Annotated in this window: 17 protein-coding genes; 5 read left to right on the forward strand and 12 right to left on the reverse strand. The window is 34.4% G+C overall.

All coding sequences use genetic code 11. The features are described from left to right. Window positions 1-11: 11 nt before the first annotated feature. The 6 genes from J2W48_RS21125 to rpsF form a co-directional block, all read right to left on the reverse strand. A complete protein-coding gene (locus J2W48_RS21125) occupies window positions 12-944 on the reverse strand; it encodes a PorP/SprF family type IX secretion system membrane protein (protein WP_310283985.1) in 933 nt (310 codons plus the stop codon). A 44-nt stretch (window positions 945-988) separates the two neighbouring features. Continuing rightward, entirely contained in the window at window positions 989-9,493 is an 8,505-nt protein-coding gene (locus tag J2W48_RS21130; protein WP_310283987.1) for an Ig-like domain-containing protein, read from the reverse strand. A 1,401-nt stretch (window positions 9,494-10,894) separates the two neighbouring features. After that, window positions 10,895-11,368 carry a DUF6495 family protein gene (locus J2W48_RS21135; RefSeq protein WP_310283988.1) on the reverse strand — a complete coding sequence of 158 codons (474 nt, stop codon included), beginning with the start codon at window positions 11,366-11,368 and terminating at the stop codon, window positions 10,895-10,897. A gap of 139 nt (window positions 11,369-11,507) precedes the next feature. Next, window positions 11,508-11,948: a 50S ribosomal protein L9 gene (rplI, locus tag J2W48_RS21140; protein WP_310283989.1), complete on the reverse strand. Its 441-nt coding sequence runs from the start codon at window positions 11,946-11,948 to the stop codon at window positions 11,508-11,510. A 65-nt stretch (window positions 11,949-12,013) separates the two neighbouring features. Beyond that, window positions 12,014-12,310 carry a 30S ribosomal protein S18 gene (rpsR, locus tag J2W48_RS21145; RefSeq protein WP_007138295.1) on the reverse strand — a complete coding sequence of 99 codons (297 nt, stop codon included), beginning with the start codon at window positions 12,308-12,310 and terminating at the stop codon, window positions 12,014-12,016. Between the two features lie 5 nt (window positions 12,311-12,315). Continuing rightward, window positions 12,316-12,657 carry a 30S ribosomal protein S6 gene (gene rpsF / locus J2W48_RS21150; RefSeq protein WP_029269562.1) on the reverse strand — a complete coding sequence of 114 codons (342 nt, stop codon included), beginning with the start codon at window positions 12,655-12,657 and terminating at the stop codon, window positions 12,316-12,318. A 177-nt stretch (window positions 12,658-12,834) separates the two neighbouring features. On the opposite strand from rpsF, the gene J2W48_RS21155 reads away from it, so the two are divergent. Beyond that, window positions 12,835-13,533: a LytR/AlgR family response regulator transcription factor gene (locus J2W48_RS21155; RefSeq protein WP_310283990.1), complete on the forward strand. Its 699-nt coding sequence runs from the start codon at window positions 12,835-12,837 to the stop codon at window positions 13,531-13,533. A 2-nt stretch (window positions 13,534-13,535) separates the two neighbouring features. Here J2W48_RS21155 and priA read toward each other — a convergent pair whose 3' ends face one another. From priA to nadC, 5 genes are all read right to left on the reverse strand, one after another. After that, entirely contained in the window at window positions 13,536-15,983 is a 2,448-nt protein-coding gene (gene priA, locus J2W48_RS21160) for a replication restart helicase PriA (protein ID WP_310283992.1), read from the reverse strand. A gap of 27 nt (window positions 15,984-16,010) precedes the next feature. Then, entirely contained in the window at window positions 16,011-16,751 is a 741-nt protein-coding gene (gene bla-B1-FLAV, locus J2W48_RS21165) for a subclass B1 metallo-beta-lactamase (RefSeq protein ID WP_310283994.1), read from the reverse strand. A gap of 6 nt (window positions 16,752-16,757) precedes the next feature. Then, the gene (locus J2W48_RS21170; RefSeq protein ID WP_310283996.1) at window positions 16,758-17,189 is read right to left on the reverse strand and encodes a DUF2147 domain-containing protein; all 432 of its coding nucleotides are present in this window, start codon (window positions 17,187-17,189) and stop codon (window positions 16,758-16,760) included. A 6-nt stretch (window positions 17,190-17,195) separates the two neighbouring features. Then, window positions 17,196-18,116: a YihY/virulence factor BrkB family protein gene (locus J2W48_RS21175; protein WP_310283997.1), complete on the reverse strand. Its 921-nt coding sequence runs from the start codon at window positions 18,114-18,116 to the stop codon at window positions 17,196-17,198. Window positions 18,117-18,227: 111 nt separating this feature from the next. After that, window positions 18,228-19,085, reverse strand: coding sequence for a carboxylating nicotinate-nucleotide diphosphorylase (gene nadC, locus J2W48_RS21180; RefSeq protein WP_310283998.1), 858 nt, complete (start codon window positions 19,083-19,085; stop codon window positions 18,228-18,230). A 191-nt stretch (window positions 19,086-19,276) separates the two neighbouring features. On the opposite strand from nadC, the gene J2W48_RS21185 reads away from it, so the two are divergent. From J2W48_RS21185 to J2W48_RS21200, 4 genes are all read left to right on the forward strand, one after another. After that, the gene (locus tag J2W48_RS21185; protein WP_310283999.1) at window positions 19,277-20,377 is read left to right on the forward strand and encodes a DNA alkylation repair protein; all 1,101 of its coding nucleotides are present in this window, start codon (window positions 19,277-19,279) and stop codon (window positions 20,375-20,377) included. 133 nt (window positions 20,378-20,510) lie between these two features. Continuing rightward, entirely contained in the window at window positions 20,511-21,392 is an 882-nt protein-coding gene (locus tag J2W48_RS21190) for a pirin family protein (RefSeq protein ID WP_310284000.1), read from the forward strand. A gap of 3 nt (window positions 21,393-21,395) precedes the next feature. Further along, window positions 21,396-21,791, forward strand: a complete 396-nt coding sequence (locus tag J2W48_RS21195; protein WP_310284001.1) for an OsmC family protein — start codon at window positions 21,396-21,398, stop codon at window positions 21,789-21,791. A gap of 8 nt (window positions 21,792-21,799) precedes the next feature. Then, entirely contained in the window at window positions 21,800-22,084 is a 285-nt protein-coding gene (locus tag J2W48_RS21200; RefSeq protein ID WP_310284002.1) for a GNAT family N-acetyltransferase, read from the forward strand. On the opposite strand, the gene J2W48_RS21205 is transcribed toward J2W48_RS21200, so the two are convergent. Beyond that, complete coding sequence (locus J2W48_RS21205; RefSeq protein WP_310284003.1) at window positions 22,081-23,031, reverse strand: ABC transporter ATP-binding protein; 951 nt, start codon at window positions 23,029-23,031, stop codon at window positions 22,081-22,083. The genes J2W48_RS21200 and J2W48_RS21205 overlap by 4 nt on opposite strands. Between the last annotated feature and the right edge of the window lie 2 nt (window positions 23,032-23,033).

Below are 23,033 nucleotides of genomic sequence, written 5' to 3' on the forward strand. Positions count from 1 at the left end.
AAGTTTATTTTTTAGAAGAATCGAGGAGATTTGATTTTACTCTGATTTTTATTAAACTGATAACGTAAGATGATTTCGTGTGAACCATCATTATACTTGTTTAGTTCACTTATGGTATAATCGAAAGCATATCCGATATAAAAGCTCTGTGAAATCTGAAAACCTGCCAGTGCACTAACGGAATCATCTGTTCGGTATGAAGCACCAAGGACAAACTTTTCATGAATCATAAAGTTGGCAGAAACATCACCAGTGATTGGTGCACCGCTTACCGCTTTTACTAAAAACGCCGGTTTGAATTTTAAATTCGGATTCAGATCAAAAACATAACCTCCCATAAAATAATAATGCAACCTGTCATAATTTATAGATTCCTGGACATCATCATAATATGAATTCTCAATAAAATTAGGAATTGAAAAGCCTAAATACCATTTATCAGTATAATAATAGACTCCGGCTCCAAGGGCGATTTTTATTTGATTATCGATATTCTGATTTAACAAAACATCATTTGGGTCATAATATCGTCCCTTAGACCAATCAATATTTAGCATTCGCATACCCGCTTTTAAACCAAACGCCAGTCTTTTTTCATATCCTAATGGCAAGGAATAAGAAAAATTCCCGTCAAGATATAACTCGCTTGACGGACCAATTTTATCATTTACCACACTTAATCCCAAACCAATTTTTTCATTTTGAAGAGGGCTATGGATTGAAAAGGATTGTGTTTCAGGAGCACCTGAAATTCCTACCCATTGTGAACGATGCAAAAGTGTTGCTTCCAGACTTCCTGTCGAACCGGCATAAGCCGGATTAACTGCCATTGTATTATACATATATTGTGTATACTGCGGATCTTGTTGTGCACTGGCACAAAGTGTGATAAAAGAACATATTAAAATTAAATACGTTTCTAATGATTTTATATATAGTTTCATAACGATACTTATTTAGTTTATAAATTAGATGATTACAATGGTGCTTATCTCATCACAGACAACCATCCTTTTTTAACCTTTCCGTCACCAGTGTCAATCACGTAAAAATAAGTACCTGTTGGTAGCATATCCCCTCTGTTAACAACCCCTGATACATTCGCAGTTCCGTCCCAATCATTTTCATAATGTTTTTTACTGTAAACCAATGAGCCATATCTATTGAAAACTTTAAGTTCATTATTTGGATAGGCTTCAATACAATCAATTCTGAAAAGATCATTTGCTCCGTCATTATTAGGTGTGAACTCATTATAGACTGTTAAACAAATTGGTTCTACAAAAGCGGAAGCAGAGTTATTGGTTGGGTCAACATCTAAAGGAGTTGAAATTTCGATAGTGGCGACATTTAAGTAATCACCATTTGGCAATACTACAACCCTAACTTCCAATGTTTCACTTTCACCAGCATTCAAAATCGGAATAGTCCAGATTTCAGTTAACGGATCGTATGTCCCAGCCGATGTAGAAGATGAAACTAAGCTATATCCACTTGGCAATAAATTACTAACAAGCGTATTAATAATAGTCCCTTCGCCAACATTATTAACTGTTATGGTAAAGACAACTTCCTCTCCAAAATTTGGTGTCGGATTACTAACTGTGTTTGTTATGGTAAGATCTGAACATGTGGCTACAGTAACATTCAATGTTTTTGTAGTGGTTTCATCGCATGTATTAATGTAAGTCACCGTTACTGTTCCCGGACCAACATCTGACCATGAAACTGTTACTGATCCATCAGAGGTTCCTCCGCCAGAAGTAATTGTTCCGCTTGAAACAGACCAAACATAGTTTGATTTTCCGTTTGCTACTGAATACGTTATTCCCTGAAAAACACATGGTGTATCATCAGATGAAGTAATTGGGTACAAAGCATCATTTTCAAAACCAACTGTTATGGCTAAACGTGTAGCATTTTCACAACCATTCATTGTGTTGCTTAGTGTTGTGGCATAATAAGTTGTCGCCGTTAGTGGTGTATTTGCAGCCAGGGCCGTTCCGCCAGTTGCTGTACTATACCAAACTACATTTGCCTGATTTACCTGAATATCTGCTATAGTTGGTGCAGCTGATAAACAAAATGTTTGCGTTGTATTTGTTGTAGTTACTACCTCAGGAATATTTACATTTATCGTTACTACTAATCGTAAAGGATTTTCACAACCTAAGGTATTCGAAATAGCGCCATAATATAAACCAGTAGTTAATGCGGTAGTTGGCGCAATCGCTGTTCCGCCAGTTGACGTGCTGTACCAAACTACATTTGACTCATTTACCTGAATGTTAGCCACTGTTGGGGTATTTATGGAGCAGAAGTTTTGAGTAGCAGAATTTGTAGTTGGTGTTGCTGCAGGATTATCAATAGTTACTGTAACTTGTAGCCTTGCAAGACTTTCACAACCACTTAAAGGATCTTTTATAGCTCCATAATAAACTCCGGCTGTCAATGAGGTTGTTGCAGGAATCTCCGTTCCTCCTGTAGGTGTATTGTACCAAACTACATTTGCCTCATTTACCTGAATACTTGCGATCGTTGGTGCATTCGAGATACAGAAACTTTGTGTAGTATTTGTAGCTGTTGGCGTTCCGGGATCAGTTATATTAATAGTTACTTCTAAACGAACTGAACTTTCACAACCTGTTATCGGATCTGAAATGGCTCCGTAATAAACTCCGTTTACTAATGCGGTAGTTGACGCAATCGCTGTTCCGCCAGTTGAAGTGCTGTACCAAACTACATTTGCCTCATTTACCTGAATATTAGCGATTGTTGGTGCATCAATTAAACAGAAGTTTTGAACACCTAGGTTTGTTAATGTTGGTGTTCCGGGATCATTTATATTTATGGTTACTACTAATCTTGTTGTACTTTCACAACCTGTTACCGGGTCATTTATAGCCCCGTAATAAGTACCGTTTGTTAAGGCAGTGGTTAATGCAATTGCTGTTCCGCCTGTAGCAGTACTATACCAAATTACATTTGCTTCGTTAACCAAAATATTTGCGAAAGTTGGTGCATTTACTAAACAGAAATTTTGAATCCCCGGATTTGTAAGCGTTGGTGTTCCGGGATCTGTTACATTAACGGTTACCAGCAATCTTACTGTACTTTCACAAGTCGTTACAGGGTCTAAAATAGCTGCATAATAAACTCCGCTTGTCAGGGCAGTTGTTAATACAATTGGTGCTCCGCCTGTTGATGCGCTATACCAGATTACATTGGGTTCATTCATCAAAATACTGGCAAATGTTGGTGTATCTGATAAACAGAAGTTTTGAGTACCTGCAGTTACCAATGTTGGCGTTCCGGGATCAGTTATATTAATAGTCACTTCTAAACGAACTGAACTTTCACAACTTGTAACAGGATCTAAAACAGCTCCATAATAAACTCCGCTCGTCAGTGCTGTTCCCGGGGCAATTGCTGTACCTCCTGTAGCTGTACTGTACCAAACTACATTTGTTTCATTTACCTGAATATTAGCAACCGTTGGTGCATTTACCAGACAGAAATCCTGCGTATTATCCAGAGTAGTTGGTGTAAGTGGATCGTTTATTATTATACTCGCTGATCGAAGAGTTCCTGCTATATTTTCGCAAGTTATATCACTTGAAACTCCCACATAATATGTAATTGGGCTCATAGCGCGGGTTAATCCAGAAGCTGTTAAAACACCTGTAGAACTGATGGTATAAGTTACGCCACTTACGACTAAACCATTCGTAACAGGTTGGGTTTTATTACTATCAAAATACCAATAAAATATTGGATTTGATAATAAACTTGCCATAGGTGTTAATGAGGCTGGGATATTATGACAAACTGCAACATTATCAATTAAAATGTCATTTGCATCAGAAGGTGGCAATATTGTAAATGTAATTTGCTTTCTGTCTGCTGCTGCAGTTTCACAAAATTCATCTGAACTAACTCCCACAAAATAAGTATAGGTTCCTGCCGTCAAACCATTTACAATTAATTGAGACGTAGTTTCTCCTGCAATTAACTGACTAGTTAATCCGTCAAAACTATACCAATAATAAATTGGGTTTGTTAAGGTTGATGTACCACTTAAACTTGCTGCTAAAGTCACTGTTCCTGTTGGAGAACAAATGGAAGTATCAACTGCTCCATTTAGTGTAATGTCTGTTAATACAGGTTCCGGGCTTGAAGCCTTAACCTCAACAGTTACTTCTCCTCTCGCTAAAGCTTCACAAGTATATCGTACTGGTTGTACATAATATTTATAAATACCCACCGGTAAATTTGCCGGAATGGTATATGTAGCACCACTAGCTAACAATGTACCTCCTGTCGGTGAATCATACCATCTGTAAGTAGAACATGCATCCGGCGGTATCTGAAGTGTAATTGGTGATCCTGGACAAACTACTACCTTATTATCAGGATCACCTCCTATTACTGAAGTATTTGCTACCCGATCTACTGTATGAACTCTCAAACTTTCTAAAACTCCTACAACTCCTCCAAAACGAATCCTAACTCTATCATAAGGTTCAGGTAAAGTAGATAAAAGTATGGTAGCCAAAGTGGTTCCCGGTAAAACTCTCAGGCTTAATAATGAACTTGTATTTTGAATAGGAGCACCAACGGCAACATTACCTAAATAACGCTGAATACTAAATCCTGAAAGAACACTTAAATCTAAAAGAGCCCCTGGTCTTGAAACCACTATTCTTAAAGTATCACTTGCTATAGATGGTGTTTTAAATGCAACCGTCAAATCTGCTGCGGCAAGAACCCCAACACCACTATACATTGTGGCAAAAGTGGTAATATCATTATCCGCAACATTAAATGCGTCGCTAACACCTACTGTAGCGGTAAGAGGACCTATGGGAAGACCTAAATCTGTAGCTCCATAGAAAATATCCTGGATATCTCCCGGTGTGCAAGCTACTGTTGGAACTTGTCTTGTATAATAAGCATCAAACACTTTAGTATTCTGTGCAACACTTAAAAGAGATGCTGATTGAATTCTTATTCCATCATAATCTTGTGGTCCCGTTCCATCTGCCGGAACAAAAGTATACTCAAAAGAATTATCGCCTGATAGTAAATTTAATAATGATCCTGATACTGATTGCATTGTTCCAATATCAACTCCGCTTATAGTTCCTATTACTGATAAATTTTGTCCTACGGCTAATGCACTATATTCAGATCCTAATTTTATGGTTACCGGGGTTCCTTTTACGATATTGGCTGGCCATGTTAAATTTTGCCATGTAGTACCAACTCCTAAAAGGCCTAGCCCTGTTGTGATTGTTGAAAAGGTTTGTGGATTTCCATCAATGGCATTTGCTCCATTTGTAACTGTTCCTGTTATAATTGAACCTTGGGTTTGTCCAGTAGCATAAACTCTTTCAGCTAATAATTGGCAACTATTTGGATCTATAACATTAATAGAAACTGTCCCCGTTCTTGAACAATTAGCGTTACTGGCTACAACTGTATAAGTGTAAACTCCAGGTGTATTAAGTACTCCAGTTGTAAATGGCGGACCTGCTAAAGCATTTCCTTGTGGATCAAACCATGCCAATGTTCCGTCGGATGTTGCATCTAATGAAACATCAGAACCAGCATTTACAGAAATCGAAGGATTTACACTCAAACTTGGCAACGGGTTAATGATAACTGTTACAGGGAGAATAAAAGACGAACACGTAACACCGCTACCTTGAGCCTGAATTGAGTAAACACCACTTGTATTTATATTTGCTGCAGCCTCTGCAGGTATAACATTATTTAATGAATCATAGAAAGTATAAGTTGTATTTCCGGATGTATCAAAACCTGTTATAGCATCTCTTAAATTAGCAGTGCCACAACCTACCAATGGTATAGCAATAACTGAGAGAGGTGTAAGAGTTGGGTAATTAACAACAACCTCATCTAAAGTATTGGGCTCATTTTCGCATGTCATCGGATTACTAACCGAAACATAATAATTATAAGGAGCTCCAGCAGAAGTAAGCCCTGTAATGGTAAGTGCTCCTGTTGTTGGATCCTTTGAGTAAGTTATTCCTGCAATAGTTCCATTGGTAATTTCCTGAGTTTTATTTTGATCTGTATAATATTTAAATTGTGCCCCGGCTAAAGCAGATGTTGGAGACAAAACTATTTCTCCTGTACACGATGCTTCTAAAGGGCTAGTAATCGTTAAATCTGCAGCTGTTGCAAATGGAGATACAGCAACCGTAACAGGTTGGCGAACACTATTGATACAGGTTCCTCCACGTGTTGCTTCAACATAAAATATTGTAGTAGCGATTAACGGTAGTGTTGGATTAACAGCCACTATATTTCCTCCTGTTGGAGCATCATACCATGTAAAGGTTTCTGTGCCTGTAGAAGTGGCTGTCAATGTAGCTGTTCCCCCGGCACAAATTGGTGTTGCTGCTCCGGTTATCATAGCTTGCGGAAATCTGTAAGAAGCTCCGTAAATATATAAGTTAGTTAATACGGTAGCTAAACCACCTAATCTTACTTCAACACGATCAAATGGCGCTGTTGCTATAAGACTTGCTTTAAATCTATTTCCTGATAATAATTGAATATTCAATAAACTATTATTAACAGCAACTCTGTCATTATTATAAGTAACTCCGTTATAAGTCGCTAAACTAACATAAGATAAAACACTTATATCAAGAAGACCTCCGGGAATTTCTAATTCAACATCTATAATATCTCCCGTTTGGCCTGGTGAAGCAAAAGTTAGTTGTTGCTGGATATAGCCTCCTACACCAATTGGTACTGAAAGGTGGGCGAAAGTATTTATATTTCCATCGACAGAATTATCCGGATTAATCGCTGTACATAAAATACATAGGGAAACTGGTAAAGTCTGATCTGTAGTTGTTACTTGCGAATTTGCCTGCAAACAATTACTGACACTACTGATTACCAATACATTTACTACACCTCTTGCACTACTTGTACAATCTGTCAATAAATCCCTGGCTTCAATATAAAATGTTGCATTTGAAGTTAAAGCCGGACTTGGTATATAAGTACTTGTATTGGCTGCTAAAAGAGTGCCACCTGTTGGGGCACTATACCAATCATACGAAATTCCCGGAGCAGGATTTAAAACTGTTAATGCGACATCCTGACCAGACTGAATAACCACATCTGAAGAAGCAGGAACCGGGACAGCTGGTAATGGATTAACTGTAAGATTCACCTGAGTTCGGTTAGCAGTTGTACAACTTCCAATAGAAGCTTCAACATAATAACTGATATTTCCAGTTAAAGCGGGAGTAGTAAAAGAAGTTCCTGTGGCCAATAAATTTCCTCCAGAAGCTGCATCATACCATCTATAATCTGTACCAACAACTGGTGCCAGTACATTTAGTGTAGTTGTCTGTCCATTACAAATGGTTGTTCCGGCTGCATCAATTGTTGGCGCAACAGGATTATTAACTGATATTAATATTGGTAAACGCTCGCTATTTACACAACCATTTCTGGTTATCTCTATATAATAAGTAGTAGTACTATTTAAAACAGGGGTTGTATAAGCTGCGGTACTCGCTAATGAAGCGCCACCTGTTGAAGCCGAATACCAATTTACGGTTTCTCCAACTGCCAGAGTTGCTGTCAACGTAGTACTTTGTCCACTACAAATAGATGTATTGCCAGAAACAGCGGGTGCTTTGTATCTATAGCTTGCCTGATAAATATCTAAGCTCGTCAATACTGTTGCCAATCCCCCTAATCTAATTTCAACACGATCAAAATTAGCTCCTGCAACTACACTGGCTCTAAAACGATCTCCACTTAGTAATTGTAAGGTAATTAGAGGATTGTTAATTTGAATTCTGTCATTATTATATGTTGCTCCATTATAAGTTGCTAAACTAACTGCTCCTAATAATGCAACGTCAACCAGTCCTCCAGGCAATTCAAGTTCTACATCAACAATATCTCCTTCTTTCCCAGGATTATTAAATTGCAGGGTTTGCTGAACCCATCCATTTATTAAACCTACAGGAACTGTAATTCTGGCAGCAGTTGCAGGATTGCCATCTACAGAGTTATTCGGATTTGTAGTACTACATAATAAGCATAAGCCATTTTGAGTTGTTTGCTGACTATTAGCTTCTAAACAACCTCCTAAAGCTGATGACTGAACAGTTACGGTAACCGGAACTCTTACAGCACTTACACAATTTCCAGTTGCGCTTTGTGCCTCAACATAGTAAATTTTTGAGCTCGTTAAAACAGGAGTTGTATATGTCGTTGTATTTGTAGCCAATGCTGTACCACCTGTAGGCACATCATACCAATTCAGTATAACGCCTGCTTGATCTGCAGCATTCAATATAGCATTTTGACCCGATTGTATTGTTACACTTTGGGTCAGGACTGTTGGTGCATCAGGTACAGCATTTGAAATTACATCAACTTGTGTCCTTGCGGGGCTTAGGCAACTTCCTATAGATGCTTCAACATAAAAACTTGTTGTCCCTAACGGAACTGTTGGAGCGTATGTATTTCCCGAGGCTAAAGCTGTCCCCCCGCTTGATACATTAAACCAACTATACGTAGTTCCGGGTATAGGGTTAATTAAAGACAAAGTAGTTTGCTGGGTAGTACCAGTCGAACATATTAATGTACCAACATTACTTATTACCGGAGCAACAGGATTTGATACATTAATAACAACAGGCACTCTTTCATTACTTTCACAACCTGCTGCTCTGGTGACTCCTATATAATAGGTAGTATTAGAAGTTAACGCTGGAGTTGAAAAAGAATTTGTAGTTGCTAACGCTGTGGCAGATGTTGGTGAATCATACCACGCAACAGTAGTTCCTGCCACCGGAGTAGCTGTTAGTGTTGTTGAATTTCCTGCGCAAACAGTTTGGGTTAAACCACCTGTAACTGTAGGTTTGGCAAAATCTAAACGAACATCATAAATTCTTAAACTTACAAGAAGGCTTAAAAGTCCTCCAACCTGAACCTGAATTTGATTAGTCGGTGCTGTTACAGTATACTTAACAACTCCAATAGCATTTCCGGGTAATAAACTTAAATTCAAAAGGGGACTATTTAAAGCCACTCTTGGACCTACATTTACCCCCGAAAGCTTTGTCTGAATAGAAGCATTGGATAACAATCCAACGTCCAATAAACCATTCCCTGTTCCGAGATAAAGAACAATCTGATCTCCAGCTTGTACTGTCTGATTCAGCGTTAGGGTCTCTTCTACGAAACAGCCTACTCCTACAGCGTTTGTAAGAGTTGCAAAAGTCGTTAGGCCTGCGTCATTATCGTAGGCATTCGCCGGACTATCTACATTTAAGCCAATACATAATAATCCACCCTGGCTGTTCGTTTGAGAAATGGGTCTGCAAACCGTTTGCGAAAATGCATTGTTACATAAAACCAATAAAAAAAATAGTCCTAATAATCTCTTCTTAAAGATGAGATTACAAAAAGTAAAGAATTTTTTCATAATTTGGAAGATTAGAAAATGGACAATAAAATACCTGTTGCGATAAGCACATATGCTTAAGCAATTATAAAAAACATTAATAATTAATTAATTAAAAACAGAAACTTAGAACCTTACCCCAGTTAACCTTAGATTAAATTTTGTAAATAATTCATGTTGTATTTGATGGATATAAAAATACACTGCAGAGTATTTTTTATTTCCTTTGAATAAAAAAATATCTCAAAATATTTGGAATATTGATCCGAATCAATCTTCCAAATGAAGTGATTTGTAACAGGATTAATTTTCAGTAAAAGAAAATTTATGTAATAATATAAGGGGATTTTTTAATACTATATAATCAGTATTACAGACAGTTGATTAAGCTGTCTATAATTTCGTATGTTCAAGAATTATACTGAAAATTGAATCAGAAATTTAATAAAAAAGCAATCAAATGGTGGAATTAAACATAACAATGCTTTTTATTTCTAAAACATCAACAGGGTTTTGGAAATAAAAAGCTACCAGAATATTTAAATTGGTACAATAAGTTTATTATTGAATTAAAATTGAATTTTGATACAAACTTAAATTTATTCCAATAAGCAATAAACAAAGTTAAAATGACAATAATCCCTAATGCAAACTTGATAAAGAGTGTAAATTTCAATTCCATAAGTTAATGAATTAAGTTATTTAAAATTCGAACTTATAAGTTAAGATTATGAAAGTATAAAGAAGGAAAACTAATTTTCTTTTTTAAGACAGGTTTATTTAGTTTAAAAAAGAATAAATTCTATTTGTTTAACCTTTCTTCAGTTAAAATTAAGAAAAAGCTAAATATAAAACAAGTGTAAAATTCTTATTTTTTTATAAAGCACAAAATAAGCAAAAAAGAAAAACAATAAAAACATGAGTAAAATATGGGCTTTAGAACACAAAATGAACTGTTACAGAAATCATAAAAAAAACTAACTTTTTTTGTAAAAATATCAATTTGTAAGATTAAAATTACTTTTTACAATTCATAATCACCTGAAAACCAGTAATAAAAAATTATTTGAAAAGTAATACCTACATAAAAATATTAAATGTGAAATTTCTTAAACAATTCGAAAAAAATAAGCAAAAAGCAGAGGCGAAAAAAATAGAAAAGTATAAACAAATGTTAAAAAACCAAAAAGAGTCAAACAATTTAACATAAACGTTTACCTTTTTAATAAACTCCTGGTAATAAAAACTACACTATTATGAACTAAAAGTCCATAAATTTGGCTAACAGACTGAAAGACTGCAAGGTTGTAACACCATTTATTAGTCACAAATTAGAACTATTAAATTTGTGTAATTTGTGACTAATATTTTTTAGAAGCTATAGCAAAGTACTAAAGTACATAGTTGTAAGCTATACCTAATTTAAGATTCTATTATAGTATTAATTTGTTTGAATAGCTGTCCGTCACTTAAAAAGGCTCCCTGCTGAATCAATTCAAAAATTGAAAAATTACGATCCTCAGTAAAAACTTTTTTACCAACTTTCATTTCAATTGTTTCTGTAAACATATTATCACTTAACCATTGCAAACCTTCTTTTGTTAAAAAATTAGTTTCAGGAACTAAAGATTTTAATACTATCGACTGAACATGAGTTTCAAAACACTGAAACAAAAAAATATGGTTTACAGAAAAATGTTCTAGATATTCAGCTCTTGACAAAACCCCTTCCCATATTAAATCTGAAAAGACGTCTAGTTCCTGCTCGGCAACTTCAGGTTTATTTATTTTAAGAGAATCCCATTCTGCCTTATCTATAGCTTGTGCCGCTAAAAAGTTGGCAAATTCTGTATGTAATTCATCAAATTGTTCTTTTGTTAATCTTGCGTATTTCATTTATTATCAGGCTTTATGCCTTACGTCATGTGCTATAAGCAATGCTCAGGCAAATAACTTTAAGTCTTGATTATTCTTTTTATTTATTAAACAAAAAAATCCCGATTCTCATCGGGATTTTATATAGTAATTTAAATTATTACTTTTCAGCGATAATTTCGTATGGCAATTCTACAATAACATCTCTGTGTAAACGGATGCTGGCTGTATATTTTCCAGTACGTTTTACGATTCCGCTAGTAATGAATTTTCTATCGATAGCATTACCTGATTTCTCTAAAGCTTCAGCAATGTCGATGTTAGTGATAGAACCAAAAAGTTTCTCTCCACCAGCTTTTGCAGTAAGTTTAATTTCAAGAGCCTTCAAGTTTTCAGCTAATCCCTTAGCATCAGCTACAACTTTAGCTTCTTTATGTGCTCTTTGTTTTAGATTTTCAGCTAAAACTTTTTTTGCCGAAGGAGTTGCTAAAGCAGCAAAACCCTGAGGAATTAAAAAGTTACGACCGTAACCCGCTTTAACAGATACTACGTCATCTTTAAAACCTAAGTTTTGTACGTCTTGTTTTAAAATAAGTTCCATGTTGTTGTCCTTATATTTGAGAAGTTAGGTTCCTTTATCGGGAAACCAACAACTTTAGTTTAATATTATTTTAATAAATCGGCCACGTATGGCATTAAAGCTAAGTGACGAGCTCTTTTTACAGCTACAGACACTTTTCTTTGGTATTTTAATGAAGTTCCTGTTAAACGACGAGGAAGAATTTTTCCTTGCTCATTTACAAATTTCAATAAGAAATCAGCATCTTTATAATCAATATATTTGATACCTGATTTTTTGAAACGACAATACTTTTTAGTTTTGTTGGTTTCTATGTTCAAAGGCGTAAGATATCTGATATCCCCGTCTTTTTTTCCTGAAGCAGATTGTTGTAATGTTGCCATGATAATTACGCTTTTGTAGATTTAAGTTTAGCTCTTCTTCTTTCAGCCCAAGAAATAGCATGTTTGTCAAGACTTACAGTCAGGAAACGCATGATTCTTTCATCTCGTCTAAATTCAGTTTCAAAAGCAATTAGAACTTCTCCAGCTACTTTGTACTCAAATAAGTGATAAAAACCACTTTTTTTGTTTTGGATTTCGTAAGCCATTTTTTTCAGGCCCCAATCCTCTTTAGATACCATTTCAGCTCCTCTACTAGTAAGAAATTCTTCAAATTTCGTTACTGTTTCCTTTACCTGAACTTCAGATAAAACGGGATTTAAAATGAAAACAGTTTCATAATGATTCATAAATACAATATTTATTTGTTAAAATTGGGTGCAAAAGTAAGGATTAATTTTGAATACACAATATATTTTTGGCTTTATTCGTTGAAATACCAAAAAACAGCACTTGCATTTAGTTTTCTTTCCAAAAAAAGTAATACATTTACTATTGGAACCCAAATTTATTAAAATTTAACTTTTATGAAACTAAACTGTGTTGTTGTAGATGATAGTTCTATACAAAGGACTATTATTGCAAAGTTAGCTAATAATCACCCCGGTTTACACCTCGTTGGTGATTTTTCGAATGCTATCGAAGCAAAAAGCTGCATCTCGGTAAATGATATAGATTTGATATTTCTTGATATTGAAATGCCTGTAATTAACGGATTTGACTTCCTTGACGGATTAAAATCCAAACCACAAATTATATTTATAACCTCTAAAGCTGAATATGCTTTAAAAGCGTTTGATTACGATGCTACCGATTATCTTCAAAAGCCAATTGCCATTGATCGTTTTAATGCATCTGTAAAAAGAGCAATCGACTTACATCTACTTAAAAAAGATGTGAAAGAAGAAGAAGGCGAACATATTTTTATTAAAAGCAATCTTAAAAAACTCAAAATTTTTACTGCTAAAATAAAATGGATTGAAGCTTTCGGTGATTATGTTAGGGTTGTTACTGAAGATGACAGTAATCTGGTACTCTCAACGATGAAGTCTTTTGAAAATGATTTATCAAAAGAAAAATTTATCCGTGTCCATAAATCTTACATCATAAACATTGATAAGGTAGAGCGGTTTAACAGCAAGTTTGCCGAAATAGGCATTACAAAAATCCCCCTTAGCCGTAATAAAAAAGAAGATTTGGCAAGAGCCTTATCCGCATCTTCATAATTTTAATAAAAGTCTACGTTTACATTAACCTTTATTGCTCTGTATTGGGCAACAGCCTCAAAACTATTAAGCATTTTCTGAATGCTTGTTTTTGTTACTCCCAATGACAGGTTTTGAGGTATTTTAATCAAAATCGTTCTAATATATTCATTTCTGATTCTGCTAATGGCAGGCTCTTCAGGACCTAAAACCGGAATATTCAAATTCTGGCTTAAAACCTGATACAACCACATCGACCCTTCTTTCAGTTTATCAAAATCACGATGTTTTAAAGTCAGTTTAATAATCCTGAAATATGGGGGATATTTATAAATCTGCCTGTCATATAACTGTTCCTTATACATTCCTGCATAATTATTGGTCGTAACCTGCTGAATGGTATTATGGTTTGGATTATAAGTCTGAATTACCACTTTCCCTTGTTTCTCTGACCTTCCGGCTCTTCCCGCTACTTGTGTCATCATCTGAAAACTTCGTTCAAAAGCCCTGAAATCAGGATGATGCAGCATATTATCAGCATTCATAATCCCGACTAAACTTACATTATCAAAATCTAAACCTTTAGCCAACATTTGTGTTCCTACCAAAATATCAATTTCACGATCTTTAAAAGAATCAATTATTTTTTCAAAACCAAATTTTCCTCTGGTTGTATCCTGATCCATTCTACCCGTTTTCGCTTTTGGAAAAAGAGACACCAATTCCTGCTCTATCTGTTCAGTTCCAAAACCTTTTGTAGTCAAATCGATACTGGAACAACTATGGCAATGTGTTGGTTTCGCAATCGCATAACCACAGTAATGACAACGCAATTGATTTTTATGTTTGTGAAAAGTAAGGCTCACATCACATTGTTGGCAATGCGGCACATGTCCACAAGTCAAACATTCTATTATCGGTGAGTATCCTCTCCTGTTTTGAAATAAAATTACCTGTTCATTTAAGGATAAAGCTTCTGCAATTTCTTCAATTAAAAGATCACTAAAATGACCTGTCATTCTTTTTCTGAAATGTTTATCCTTTAAATCAACCAGTACAATTTCAGGCATCCGCACATTATTATAACGTTCTGTAAGCGAAACCAAGCCATACTTTTCTGTTTGTGTATTAAAATAAGTTTCAATGCTTGGGGTAGCAGATCCTAAAAGGACTTTAGCCTTATGTAAATTTGCCAAAACTATTGCCGAATCCCGGGCATGATAGCGTGGTGCAGGATCGGTTTGCTTAAAAGTCTGCTCGTGCTCTTCATCAACTATCAATAATCCAAGATTGCTAAAAGGTAAAAACAAAGCGGACCTTGCTCCTATTATAATTTGCGCTTTATCAGAGTTTTCAAGTGTTTGTTTCCACACTTCAACTCTTTCATTATTACTGTATTTAGAATGAAAAACAGCTACCTTATCGCCAAAATGAAGTCGCAAACGTGAAACTAATTGAGTTGTCAAAGCAATTTCAGGTAACAAATACAAAACTTGTTTTCCTGTAAGTAAATATTCTTCAATTAATTTAATGTAAATTTCTGTTTTTCCGCTCGAAGTGACCCCATGAAGCAGACAAACTTCTTTTTCAGAAAAATTTTCTTTGATTGAATTAAAAGAGATTTCCTGAGTTTCACTTAATTGCAATTGCTTTTCGGAAGCTTTACCATCAAAAGAAACCCTGTCATGTTGCAGATAATATTCTTCAAAAATTTCTTTTTCAATTAATGCTTTTACTATTGGAGAAGTAGAATTTGAAAACTCAACAAGCCTTTTTACAGTTAATGGCTTTTTTTCTGATGCACTTATCTGAAAATAGGCTAACACAATTTCTTTTTGCTTATTGGCATTTTTTAAAACATTAAGTAATTCTTCTAAACCATGATCAGATTCGTATTTCGAATGTAATTTTACATACCTAACCAATTTTGGCTTGTAATTTTCTTTGATTTCTTCTTCTAAAACAATGATATTTTTGTCCATTAATTTTTGAAGAATGGGCAGAATCTTTTTTTTATTTAAAATCGAAGCAATCTCCTGAACTTTAAGAGAACTTTGATGATGAAGCGCTTCATAAATTAGAAATTCGTCATCAGAAAGTTCAGATTCATTTACAAAAATTTCTGGCTTACAGGAAATCATGGTTTCACTTTCTAATAATAATCCTGTTGGAAAAGCACCACGATATACATCTCCGATACCGCACATATAGTAATTTGCCACCCAAAGCCAGTGTTTGATCTGAATTTCAGTCGCTATTGGTTTCTCGTCCAAAATTTGATGAATTTCTTTGGCTTCATATAAGGCCGGAGCATTTTCATGAATATCTAAAACAAGTGCTGTATATATCTTGCTTTTAATAGGTACTGCCACCCGCATTCCTTTTTTAATGAAATGGAATTCAGCTTCAGAAACACGATAAGTGAGTGTTTTCGCTAAAGAAAGTGGCAAAATGACTTCGACAAAAAACATGTAAAATATTTTATAGGATTTGGGAAACTATTTTTTATCCGAAGACTTAATCAAATATTCATCAACCATTTTTAAGGTATGGTTCAACGATTCTGTGCTACTCCAATCATCATGGCCTGGAATAATATATAATGGCTTTTTAAATTTCTCCTTTACTTTTCCAATAGATTTTTTCCATTCCTTAACATCAGCATCACCCAAATAACCTAAATCATCTGCTGTTGCACTTTTTATGAAACAACCTCCGTAAAGCAGTTGTTCTTTATCAAACCAAACTACAATATTATCAGGAGCATGTCCTTTTCCGGGATAATAAACTCTAAAAACATGATTGCCAACAGTAAATATAGTATCATTGGGACTTATAAATTCTGCCCTTTTTTCTTTGTTTTTCTTCAGGATTTCATCTGTTAATTGTATGGTATAGGTTTTTATTCCTTTTTTCTTGTAAAAATCCAGTCCACCGGCACGATCGCCATGAGAATGCGTCGCAAAACACATAATAACATTTTTATGATGCTTTGCCTTAATACTGTCTAACAAAGGCTGAAATTGCGTTTCATCCCAAGGACAATCAAACATTACAACACCTTTATCTGTAACCAGATACATGGCATTGGCTGAAATCAGTGCTCCTTTGTATTTATTGAAAGTTTTATAAGCATAAAAGTCACCTGTAAGATGACTTATTTGTAATGGACTTTTAGATTGTCCAAAAATATTTGATGCCAGAAATAAAAAAAGAAGTATTGATACTATTTTTTTCATGCATTTTTAATTTTTCGTCCGTGTCCAATATTGCGTTCTTCCCATCATAGCAAAACCAACATATCCTCGAAGTTTTAATTTATCAGGAGCTTCCAGCGAGATATAACATTTGTATTTTTTTCCGGTTGTAGGATCTAAAATTGTCCCTCCGTTATATTCGGAACCATCTTTTTTAAGTCCGTTAATAATCACCATACCTAAAATTGGTTTGTTTTTTTCAGCGCCTTCACATTTAGTGCAGACATCTTTTTTATGATTGGCACGAAGTATTTCTACAACCTTACCATATATTTTTCCAGATTTTTCGTAAATCTCTACTACTGATTTTGCCTCACCAGTTTCATCATCAATTGTTTTCCATTTTCCAATAACACTTTGGCTATGTATAGTGCTAAATGTTAGAAAAAACAATCCAATCGTTAACATCCAATTTCTCATACTATTTTATTTATTTTTAAGTCTTAATTTTCTGATTGAAGCATTCAGTTCAAAACCTAAAAGCAGAATCATACAGTTAATCCAAATATAAAACATTAGAATTAATAATGTCCCAATAGAACCATAAAGTTCGTTGTATTTTGAAAATTTTATAACCCAAATCCCAAAAAAGAACGAAGATATAACAATTAGTATGGTCGTAAAAACGGAACCAATACTTATAAAAGGTACTTTATTGTATTGTTTTGTACCGTACCGTAATAATATTGAAGAAGTTATTAAAATCATCAAAATAACAAACAGATATCTCCCTAAAATAATAAGCGGAATTCTGTCACTTAATACATCCTGAATAATTGTTTTTTGAATTATAACCTCAAAAAACACAATAGTTGCAACGGTTACAAACAATAAAATTGTCATTATGAGTGAAATCGCTATTGCTGCCAAATACTGACTAAAAAAACCTCGCTTATCAAATACGTGTTTAGAAGATTCAAAACCGCTAAGAATTCCGTTAATACCATTCGCCATTAAAAAAATAGAAAGCAAAAAACCTGATGACAACAATCCTGAATGACTATTATTTAAAATATCGGAAATAATTTTATTGATTGCATCATACGTATTTGGAGGAACTCCCTGTTGTACAAACTGTAGAAAATCTGCCTGAAAGCCTTCAATTGGAATAAATGGAATTAAATTTAATATAAATAACGCAAATGGAAACAATGCCATAAAAAAGCTGAAAGAAACAGCACTTGCATGATAAGAAAAAGCCCCTTCCAGAATTCCAAGCGTATACATTTCTAATAAATCGTACAACGAAAAGCCTTCGAGCCAGGGTAATTTTATCTTCTTGAGAAACCGTACTACAGAACGTAATACCGGAATTTTTTCAATCCGATTTTCTATTTCTTGAGACATATTTTTTAGATTTTTAGACTTCTTAGATTTTGATTGCTAAATATATTTAAATCAAATTTTAATTTGTATAAGACAACAAGAACATTATCATATACAATTTTTATAATTATTTTAATAAGCCTTTAAACTCAAATCCATATTGTTAACAGAATGGGTTAAAGCTCCTGACGAAATATAATTAACGCCGCATAAAGCATATTCGCGAATTGTTTTTTCATTAATATTTCCTGAAGATTCTGTCTGGCATTTCGAACCTATTAAAGCCACAGCAGTTTTTGTGTCTTCATAATTAAAGTTGTCAATTAAAATTCTGTGTACCCCATCGCTCATTAAAATTTCACGAATTTCATCTAAATTTCTGGCTTCGACGATAATTTTCAGATCCGGATTATTTGCTTTTAGATATTCTTTGGTTTTTGCAATTGCGTGTGTAATTCCACCTGCAAAATCAATATGATTGTCTTTGAGCATTACCATATCATACAATGCAAAACGGTGGTTTTCACCTCCTCCTATTTTTACTGCCCATTTTTCTGCAGCCCTGAAATTAGGAGTTGTTTTGCGTGTATCTAAAATTTTAGCACCCGTTCCTTCCAAAAGCTGAACGTATTGATTCGTTTTTGTTGCAATGGCAGACATACGCTGCATGGTATTCAAAACCACTCTTTCAGCCTTTAAAATAGATTGTGAACTTCCTGAAACCTTAAAAACAACATCACCATATTGTACCTGTTTCCCATCATCAATAAAAGTTTTAACCTTTAAATCTGAATCTACATATTTAAAAATCATTTTTGCCAATGCCACACCGGCAATAATTCCCTGATCTTTCACTAATAACTTCGCTTGTCCTTTTGCCGATTCAGGAATACAAGCCAATGAACTATAATCACCCGTGCCTACATCTTCTCGAATTGCATTGCTGATCAATAGTTGTAATTCGGTTTGAAATTGTACTTCGCTAATCATTTTCTTAAATTTTATAAGATGCTAAAATAGGATATATTTTGTGGATTTAAAAGTTTCGGTTTGATTTTAAAATTAACAAACCATCATAAAAATCCGGAAAGATTAAAAGTAAAATCTTAGCTAAACTTAATCTCATAATAGTTCTAAAATTCAAAGAACATTAAATATCTTTGGCTTATTCAATCAAAACTATGGGATTAATTAAAGATATTTATTCGGTTACATTTTACGAAAAATTCAGTCATGTTGTTGCGGAAGTATATCCAACATTCAACAAACAAAAATTTATCGATACTATTTTCGATGGGGATTTTGATCGAAAAGAATGGAAAGAACGAATGAAGCACACAACAGTTGTGTTATATCAATTTATGCCTGAAAATTTAGAAGAAACCGTTTCTTTAATTGATAAAATCATTGAAAATTTAAAGAAAAATAAGTTTACAGATGGCAATCTGGCTTTCCTGTTTTTTGCAGATTATATCGAAATGTATGGTTTAGATGATTTTAAAACTTCGGTAAAAGCCTTTGTTTCTATCACACAATTCATCAGCTGTGAATTTGCGGTTCGTCCTTTCATTTTAAAATATAAAGAAAAAATGATTGAGGAGATGATAAAATGGTCGTTGCATGAAAATCATCATGTACGACGATTAGCCAGCGAAGGTTCACGCCCGAGATTACCGTGGGCAATGGCTATTCCATTTCTAAAAAAAGATCCTGCTCCTATTTTGCCTGTTTTGGAAAATCTAAAAAATGATCCTTCAGAATATGTTCGCAGGAGTGTTGCCAATAACTTAAATGATATTGCCAAAGATAATCCGCAAATTGTTCTTGAAATTGCTTCAAAATGGAAAGGTATCACAAAAGAAACTGATGGAATTATCAAACACGGCTGTCGTACTTTATTGAAACAAGGTCATCCTGAAATTCTGAGTCATTATGGATTAGAAAGTACTAATATTGAACTTTCTTCTTTTGAAATCAAAACGCCGATTGTAAAGATTGGAGATTATCTGCAGTTTCAATTTCATTTAAATAATAAAAATGAAGTAGCCAAGACGATTCGGTTGGAATATGCGGTTCATTATAAAAAAGCTAAAGGTCATTTGGCTAAAAAAGTATTTAAGATTAGTGAAAAAATCTATCATCCCAATCAATCAATTAAGGTTGACAGGAATCAATCTTTCAAAATTATTACAACCCGCGTTTTTCATACGGGAATTCATCAATTGTCGATTATTATTAACGGAACCGAAAGTGAAGTTTTAGAATTTGAACTTGTTGAATGATTTATTTTTACACATAGAAACATACCCAATAAGTTTTTCTTACTTTTATATAATATCCCAAATAAATTACTTAATCTAAATTAAGTTATAGATTTAGACTATAGCTGTAATTTTGTTTAAAATCAAATCAACCATGTCAAATATCAGTTTAATTATCGAAGAACGTGCTGCCAGCATAGGCAATTTTATGGTAGGCCGATTATTGCCTTTTCGTGAAAAAAGAGCCGTTGGTCCATTTGTATTTATCGACCACATGGGACCAGCACATTTAAATCAATATCAAAATATGGATGTTCCCCCGCATCCGCATATCGGTCTTTCAACGCTTACTTTCTTGTTTGAAGGGAGCATTATGCACCGCGACAGTTTAGGAACAGAATTGGAAATAAAACCGGGTGCCGTAAACTGGATGACGGCCGGAAAAGGAATTGTACATTCTGAAAGAACGCCTGAATATTTAAGACATTCAGACAAAATTCTTCACGGATTGCAGATCTGGGTGGCGCTTCCAAAAGAATTAGAGCAAATGGAACCAAATTTCGCTCATGTTGAAACTGATGCGATTCCGAATTGGGAAGAAAATGGTGTTTCCTATAAATTAATCGCCGGGGAAGCTTTCGGGAAAAAATCTCCTGTTCCGGTTTATAGTCCGTTATATTTTATTGAAATTAAAAGTACAAAGGCTCAGAAAATAAACATTGGGAAGGATTTATTTGGAGAAAGTGGCTTGTATATTTTAGAAGGAAGCATCAAAAGTGGTGAGTATGTTTACGATCCAAAACAGATTCTAATTACAAATGACAGTACTTTATGCGAGTTTGAAATAGCCGAAAATACTACTGTTTATATATTTGGAGGAACACCATTTCCTGAAGAGCACTTTATATTTTGGAATTTTGTTTCTTCGGATAAAAACCTAATCGAAAAAGCCAAAAAAGACTGGACAGAACAGACTTTCCCAAAAGTTCCCGGCGAAACAGAATTTGTTCCTTTACCAACACCTCATATAAAATAATTTATGGAGACTCTCTCAGCAAAAATTGATACGCGTTTGTATCGAACGGAAATAACATCTGCCAGCGGAAATATTGTTATTGCCGATGAGCCTCAGGAAATGGGAGGTCGGAATTTAGGCTTTATCCCTTCAGAACTTCTGGCATCTTCATTGGCTTCCTGTACTTTAATTACGCTACGAATGTATATTAATCGAAAGCAATGGGATGTATCAGAAATTAACATTAAAATAGATTTTGAAAGAGATGCCGATCAAAATGCCTCTTTATTTACCCGAAAAATTGAAATATCCGGTAAAATAGATGAAACTCAAAGGCAACGATTAGAAACCATCGCAAACAGCTGCCCAATTCATAAAATATTGACCCACTCAATTAATATAAAAACAACTTTAATCTAAATATAATTATGGAAATTCATCAAATCAACGACATACGAAAAGGCTATTTTGAAGCTATCGAAGACGGAAAACAAGCCGGAAAAATGACTTATACCTGGGCTGGAGATGCCAAATTTATCATTGACCATACAGAAGTCAATGAAGAATTTAACGGTAAAGGTGTTGGTAAAAAGTTAGTTATGGGTGCTGTGGATTACGCCAGAAATAATCATTTAAAAATTATTCCGCTTTGTCCTTTTGCCAAAAGCGTTTTCGATAAAACGGAAGAAATTCGGGACGTTTTATTTCATTAAGAGCTAAGCCCTAAAAAAACTGTAATTTCTAAAGGCAGATCAAATTCGCTTTCAAAAAATATCAATTGTCTTTTGTAAACAGATTCAATCAAATAGTGATTTCCCCTGAAATACGTTCTTCTGATTTTGACTTCAAGATTCGATTCTTCCACCATTATCAATTGGTGCGGATACACTAATGTTTTTTCATTTTCATCCTCGGAAGATTTTATCAAATGCGTCAAAATTTCGTTTACTTCCCCAAAAAGAGAGGCAACATATTTAGAAGGTGGATTTTTATAAATTGCTGCAGGATTATCTTTTATAACAATTTCACCATTTCGCATGACAATTGCTTCGTCAGCAAATGATAAAGCATCAGTGCTGTCATGAGTGGCAAGAATACAGGTAATTTGTTTTTGTTTCAGATATCTGAATAAGTTTCGTCGTAAGGCATTTTTACGAAAAGCATCAATTTGGCTAAAAGGTTCATCCAGCAAAATGACTTTGGGTTCAAGTGCCAGAACGCGAACTAAGGCGATACGCTGCTGCTGGCCTCCACTTAGAAATTTAGTTTTTACATTTGCAAAACTTTCCATTTCAACCATTTCCAGCAACTCCTGAACACGCAATTTTTTCATGTTGGCAAAACCATTGGAAAGAAACTTACCTACGTTTTCGGACACGGTTTCATAAGGCGACAAATCAAAATCCTGAGCCAGATATTTCATATAAGGCATTCCCGGAATCAAATTATATTTAGGCCCTAAAACAGGAGTTTCATCATAAAAAATTTTACCCTCATTTAAATCATACAAACCGTACATTAACTTCAGCAAAGTGCTTTTTCCGCATCCGCTTTCGCCAATGACAGCTATATTTTGCCCGTTGCCGATTGTAAAACTTAAATTTTTAATTACAGGGTAATTTTCAGTATACGAAAAGGAAATATTTTGAATGTCAAGCATAA

The organism is Flavobacterium piscis (genome assembly GCF_031457575.1).
Taxonomy (GTDB): domain Bacteria; phylum Bacteroidota; class Bacteroidia; order Flavobacteriales; family Flavobacteriaceae; genus Flavobacterium; species Flavobacterium piscis_A.

What these genes read in the sequence shown, in the direction of transcription:
- J2W48_RS21205 (WP_310284003.1), bottom strand. Translation starts at nt 23,031, where the DNA reads ATGCTTGACATTCAAAATATTTCCTTTTCGTATACTGAAAATTACCCT.
- J2W48_RS21170 (WP_310283996.1), bottom strand. Translation starts at nt 17,189, where the DNA reads ATGAGAAATTGGATGTTAACGATTGGATTGTTTTTTCTAACATTTAGC.
- nadC (WP_310283998.1), bottom strand. Translation starts at nt 19,085, where the DNA reads ATGATTAGCGAAGTACAATTTCAAACCGAATTACAACTATTGATCAGC.
- J2W48_RS21135 (WP_310283988.1), bottom strand. Translation starts at nt 11,368, where the DNA reads ATGAAATACGCAAGATTAACAAAAGAACAATTTGATGAATTACATACA.
- rpsR (WP_007138295.1), bottom strand. Translation starts at nt 12,310, where the DNA reads ATGGCAACATTACAACAATCTGCTTCAGGAAAAAAAGACGGGGATATC.
- J2W48_RS21125 (WP_310283985.1), bottom strand. Translation starts at nt 944, where the DNA reads ATGAAACTATATATAAAATCATTAGAAACGTATTTAATTTTAATATGT.
- rplI (WP_310283989.1), bottom strand. Translation starts at nt 11,948, where the DNA reads ATGGAACTTATTTTAAAACAAGACGTACAAAACTTAGGTTTTAAAGAT.
- J2W48_RS21175 (WP_310283997.1), bottom strand. Translation starts at nt 18,116, where the DNA reads ATGTCTCAAGAAATAGAAAATCGGATTGAAAAAATTCCGGTATTACGT.
- bla-B1-FLAV (WP_310283994.1), bottom strand. Translation starts at nt 16,751, where the DNA reads ATGAAAAAAATAGTATCAATACTTCTTTTTTTATTTCTGGCATCAAAT.
- J2W48_RS21190 (WP_310284000.1), top strand. Translation starts at nt 20,511, where the DNA reads ATGTCAAATATCAGTTTAATTATCGAAGAACGTGCTGCCAGCATAGGC.
- rpsF (WP_029269562.1), bottom strand. Translation starts at nt 12,657, where the DNA reads ATGAATCATTATGAAACTGTTTTCATTTTAAATCCCGTTTTATCTGAA.
- J2W48_RS21185 (WP_310283999.1), top strand. Translation starts at nt 19,277, where the DNA reads ATGGGATTAATTAAAGATATTTATTCGGTTACATTTTACGAAAAATTC.
- J2W48_RS21195 (WP_310284001.1), top strand. Translation starts at nt 21,396, where the DNA reads ATGGAGACTCTCTCAGCAAAAATTGATACGCGTTTGTATCGAACGGAA.
- priA (WP_310283992.1), bottom strand. Translation starts at nt 15,983, where the DNA reads ATGTTTTTTGTCGAAGTCATTTTGCCACTTTCTTTAGCGAAAACACTC.
- J2W48_RS21130 (WP_310283987.1), bottom strand. Translation starts at nt 9,493, where the DNA reads ATGAAAAAATTCTTTACTTTTTGTAATCTCATCTTTAAGAAGAGATTA.
- J2W48_RS21155 (WP_310283990.1), top strand. Translation starts at nt 12,835, where the DNA reads ATGAAACTAAACTGTGTTGTTGTAGATGATAGTTCTATACAAAGGACT.
- J2W48_RS21200 (WP_310284002.1), top strand. Translation starts at nt 21,800, where the DNA reads ATGGAAATTCATCAAATCAACGACATACGAAAAGGCTATTTTGAAGCT.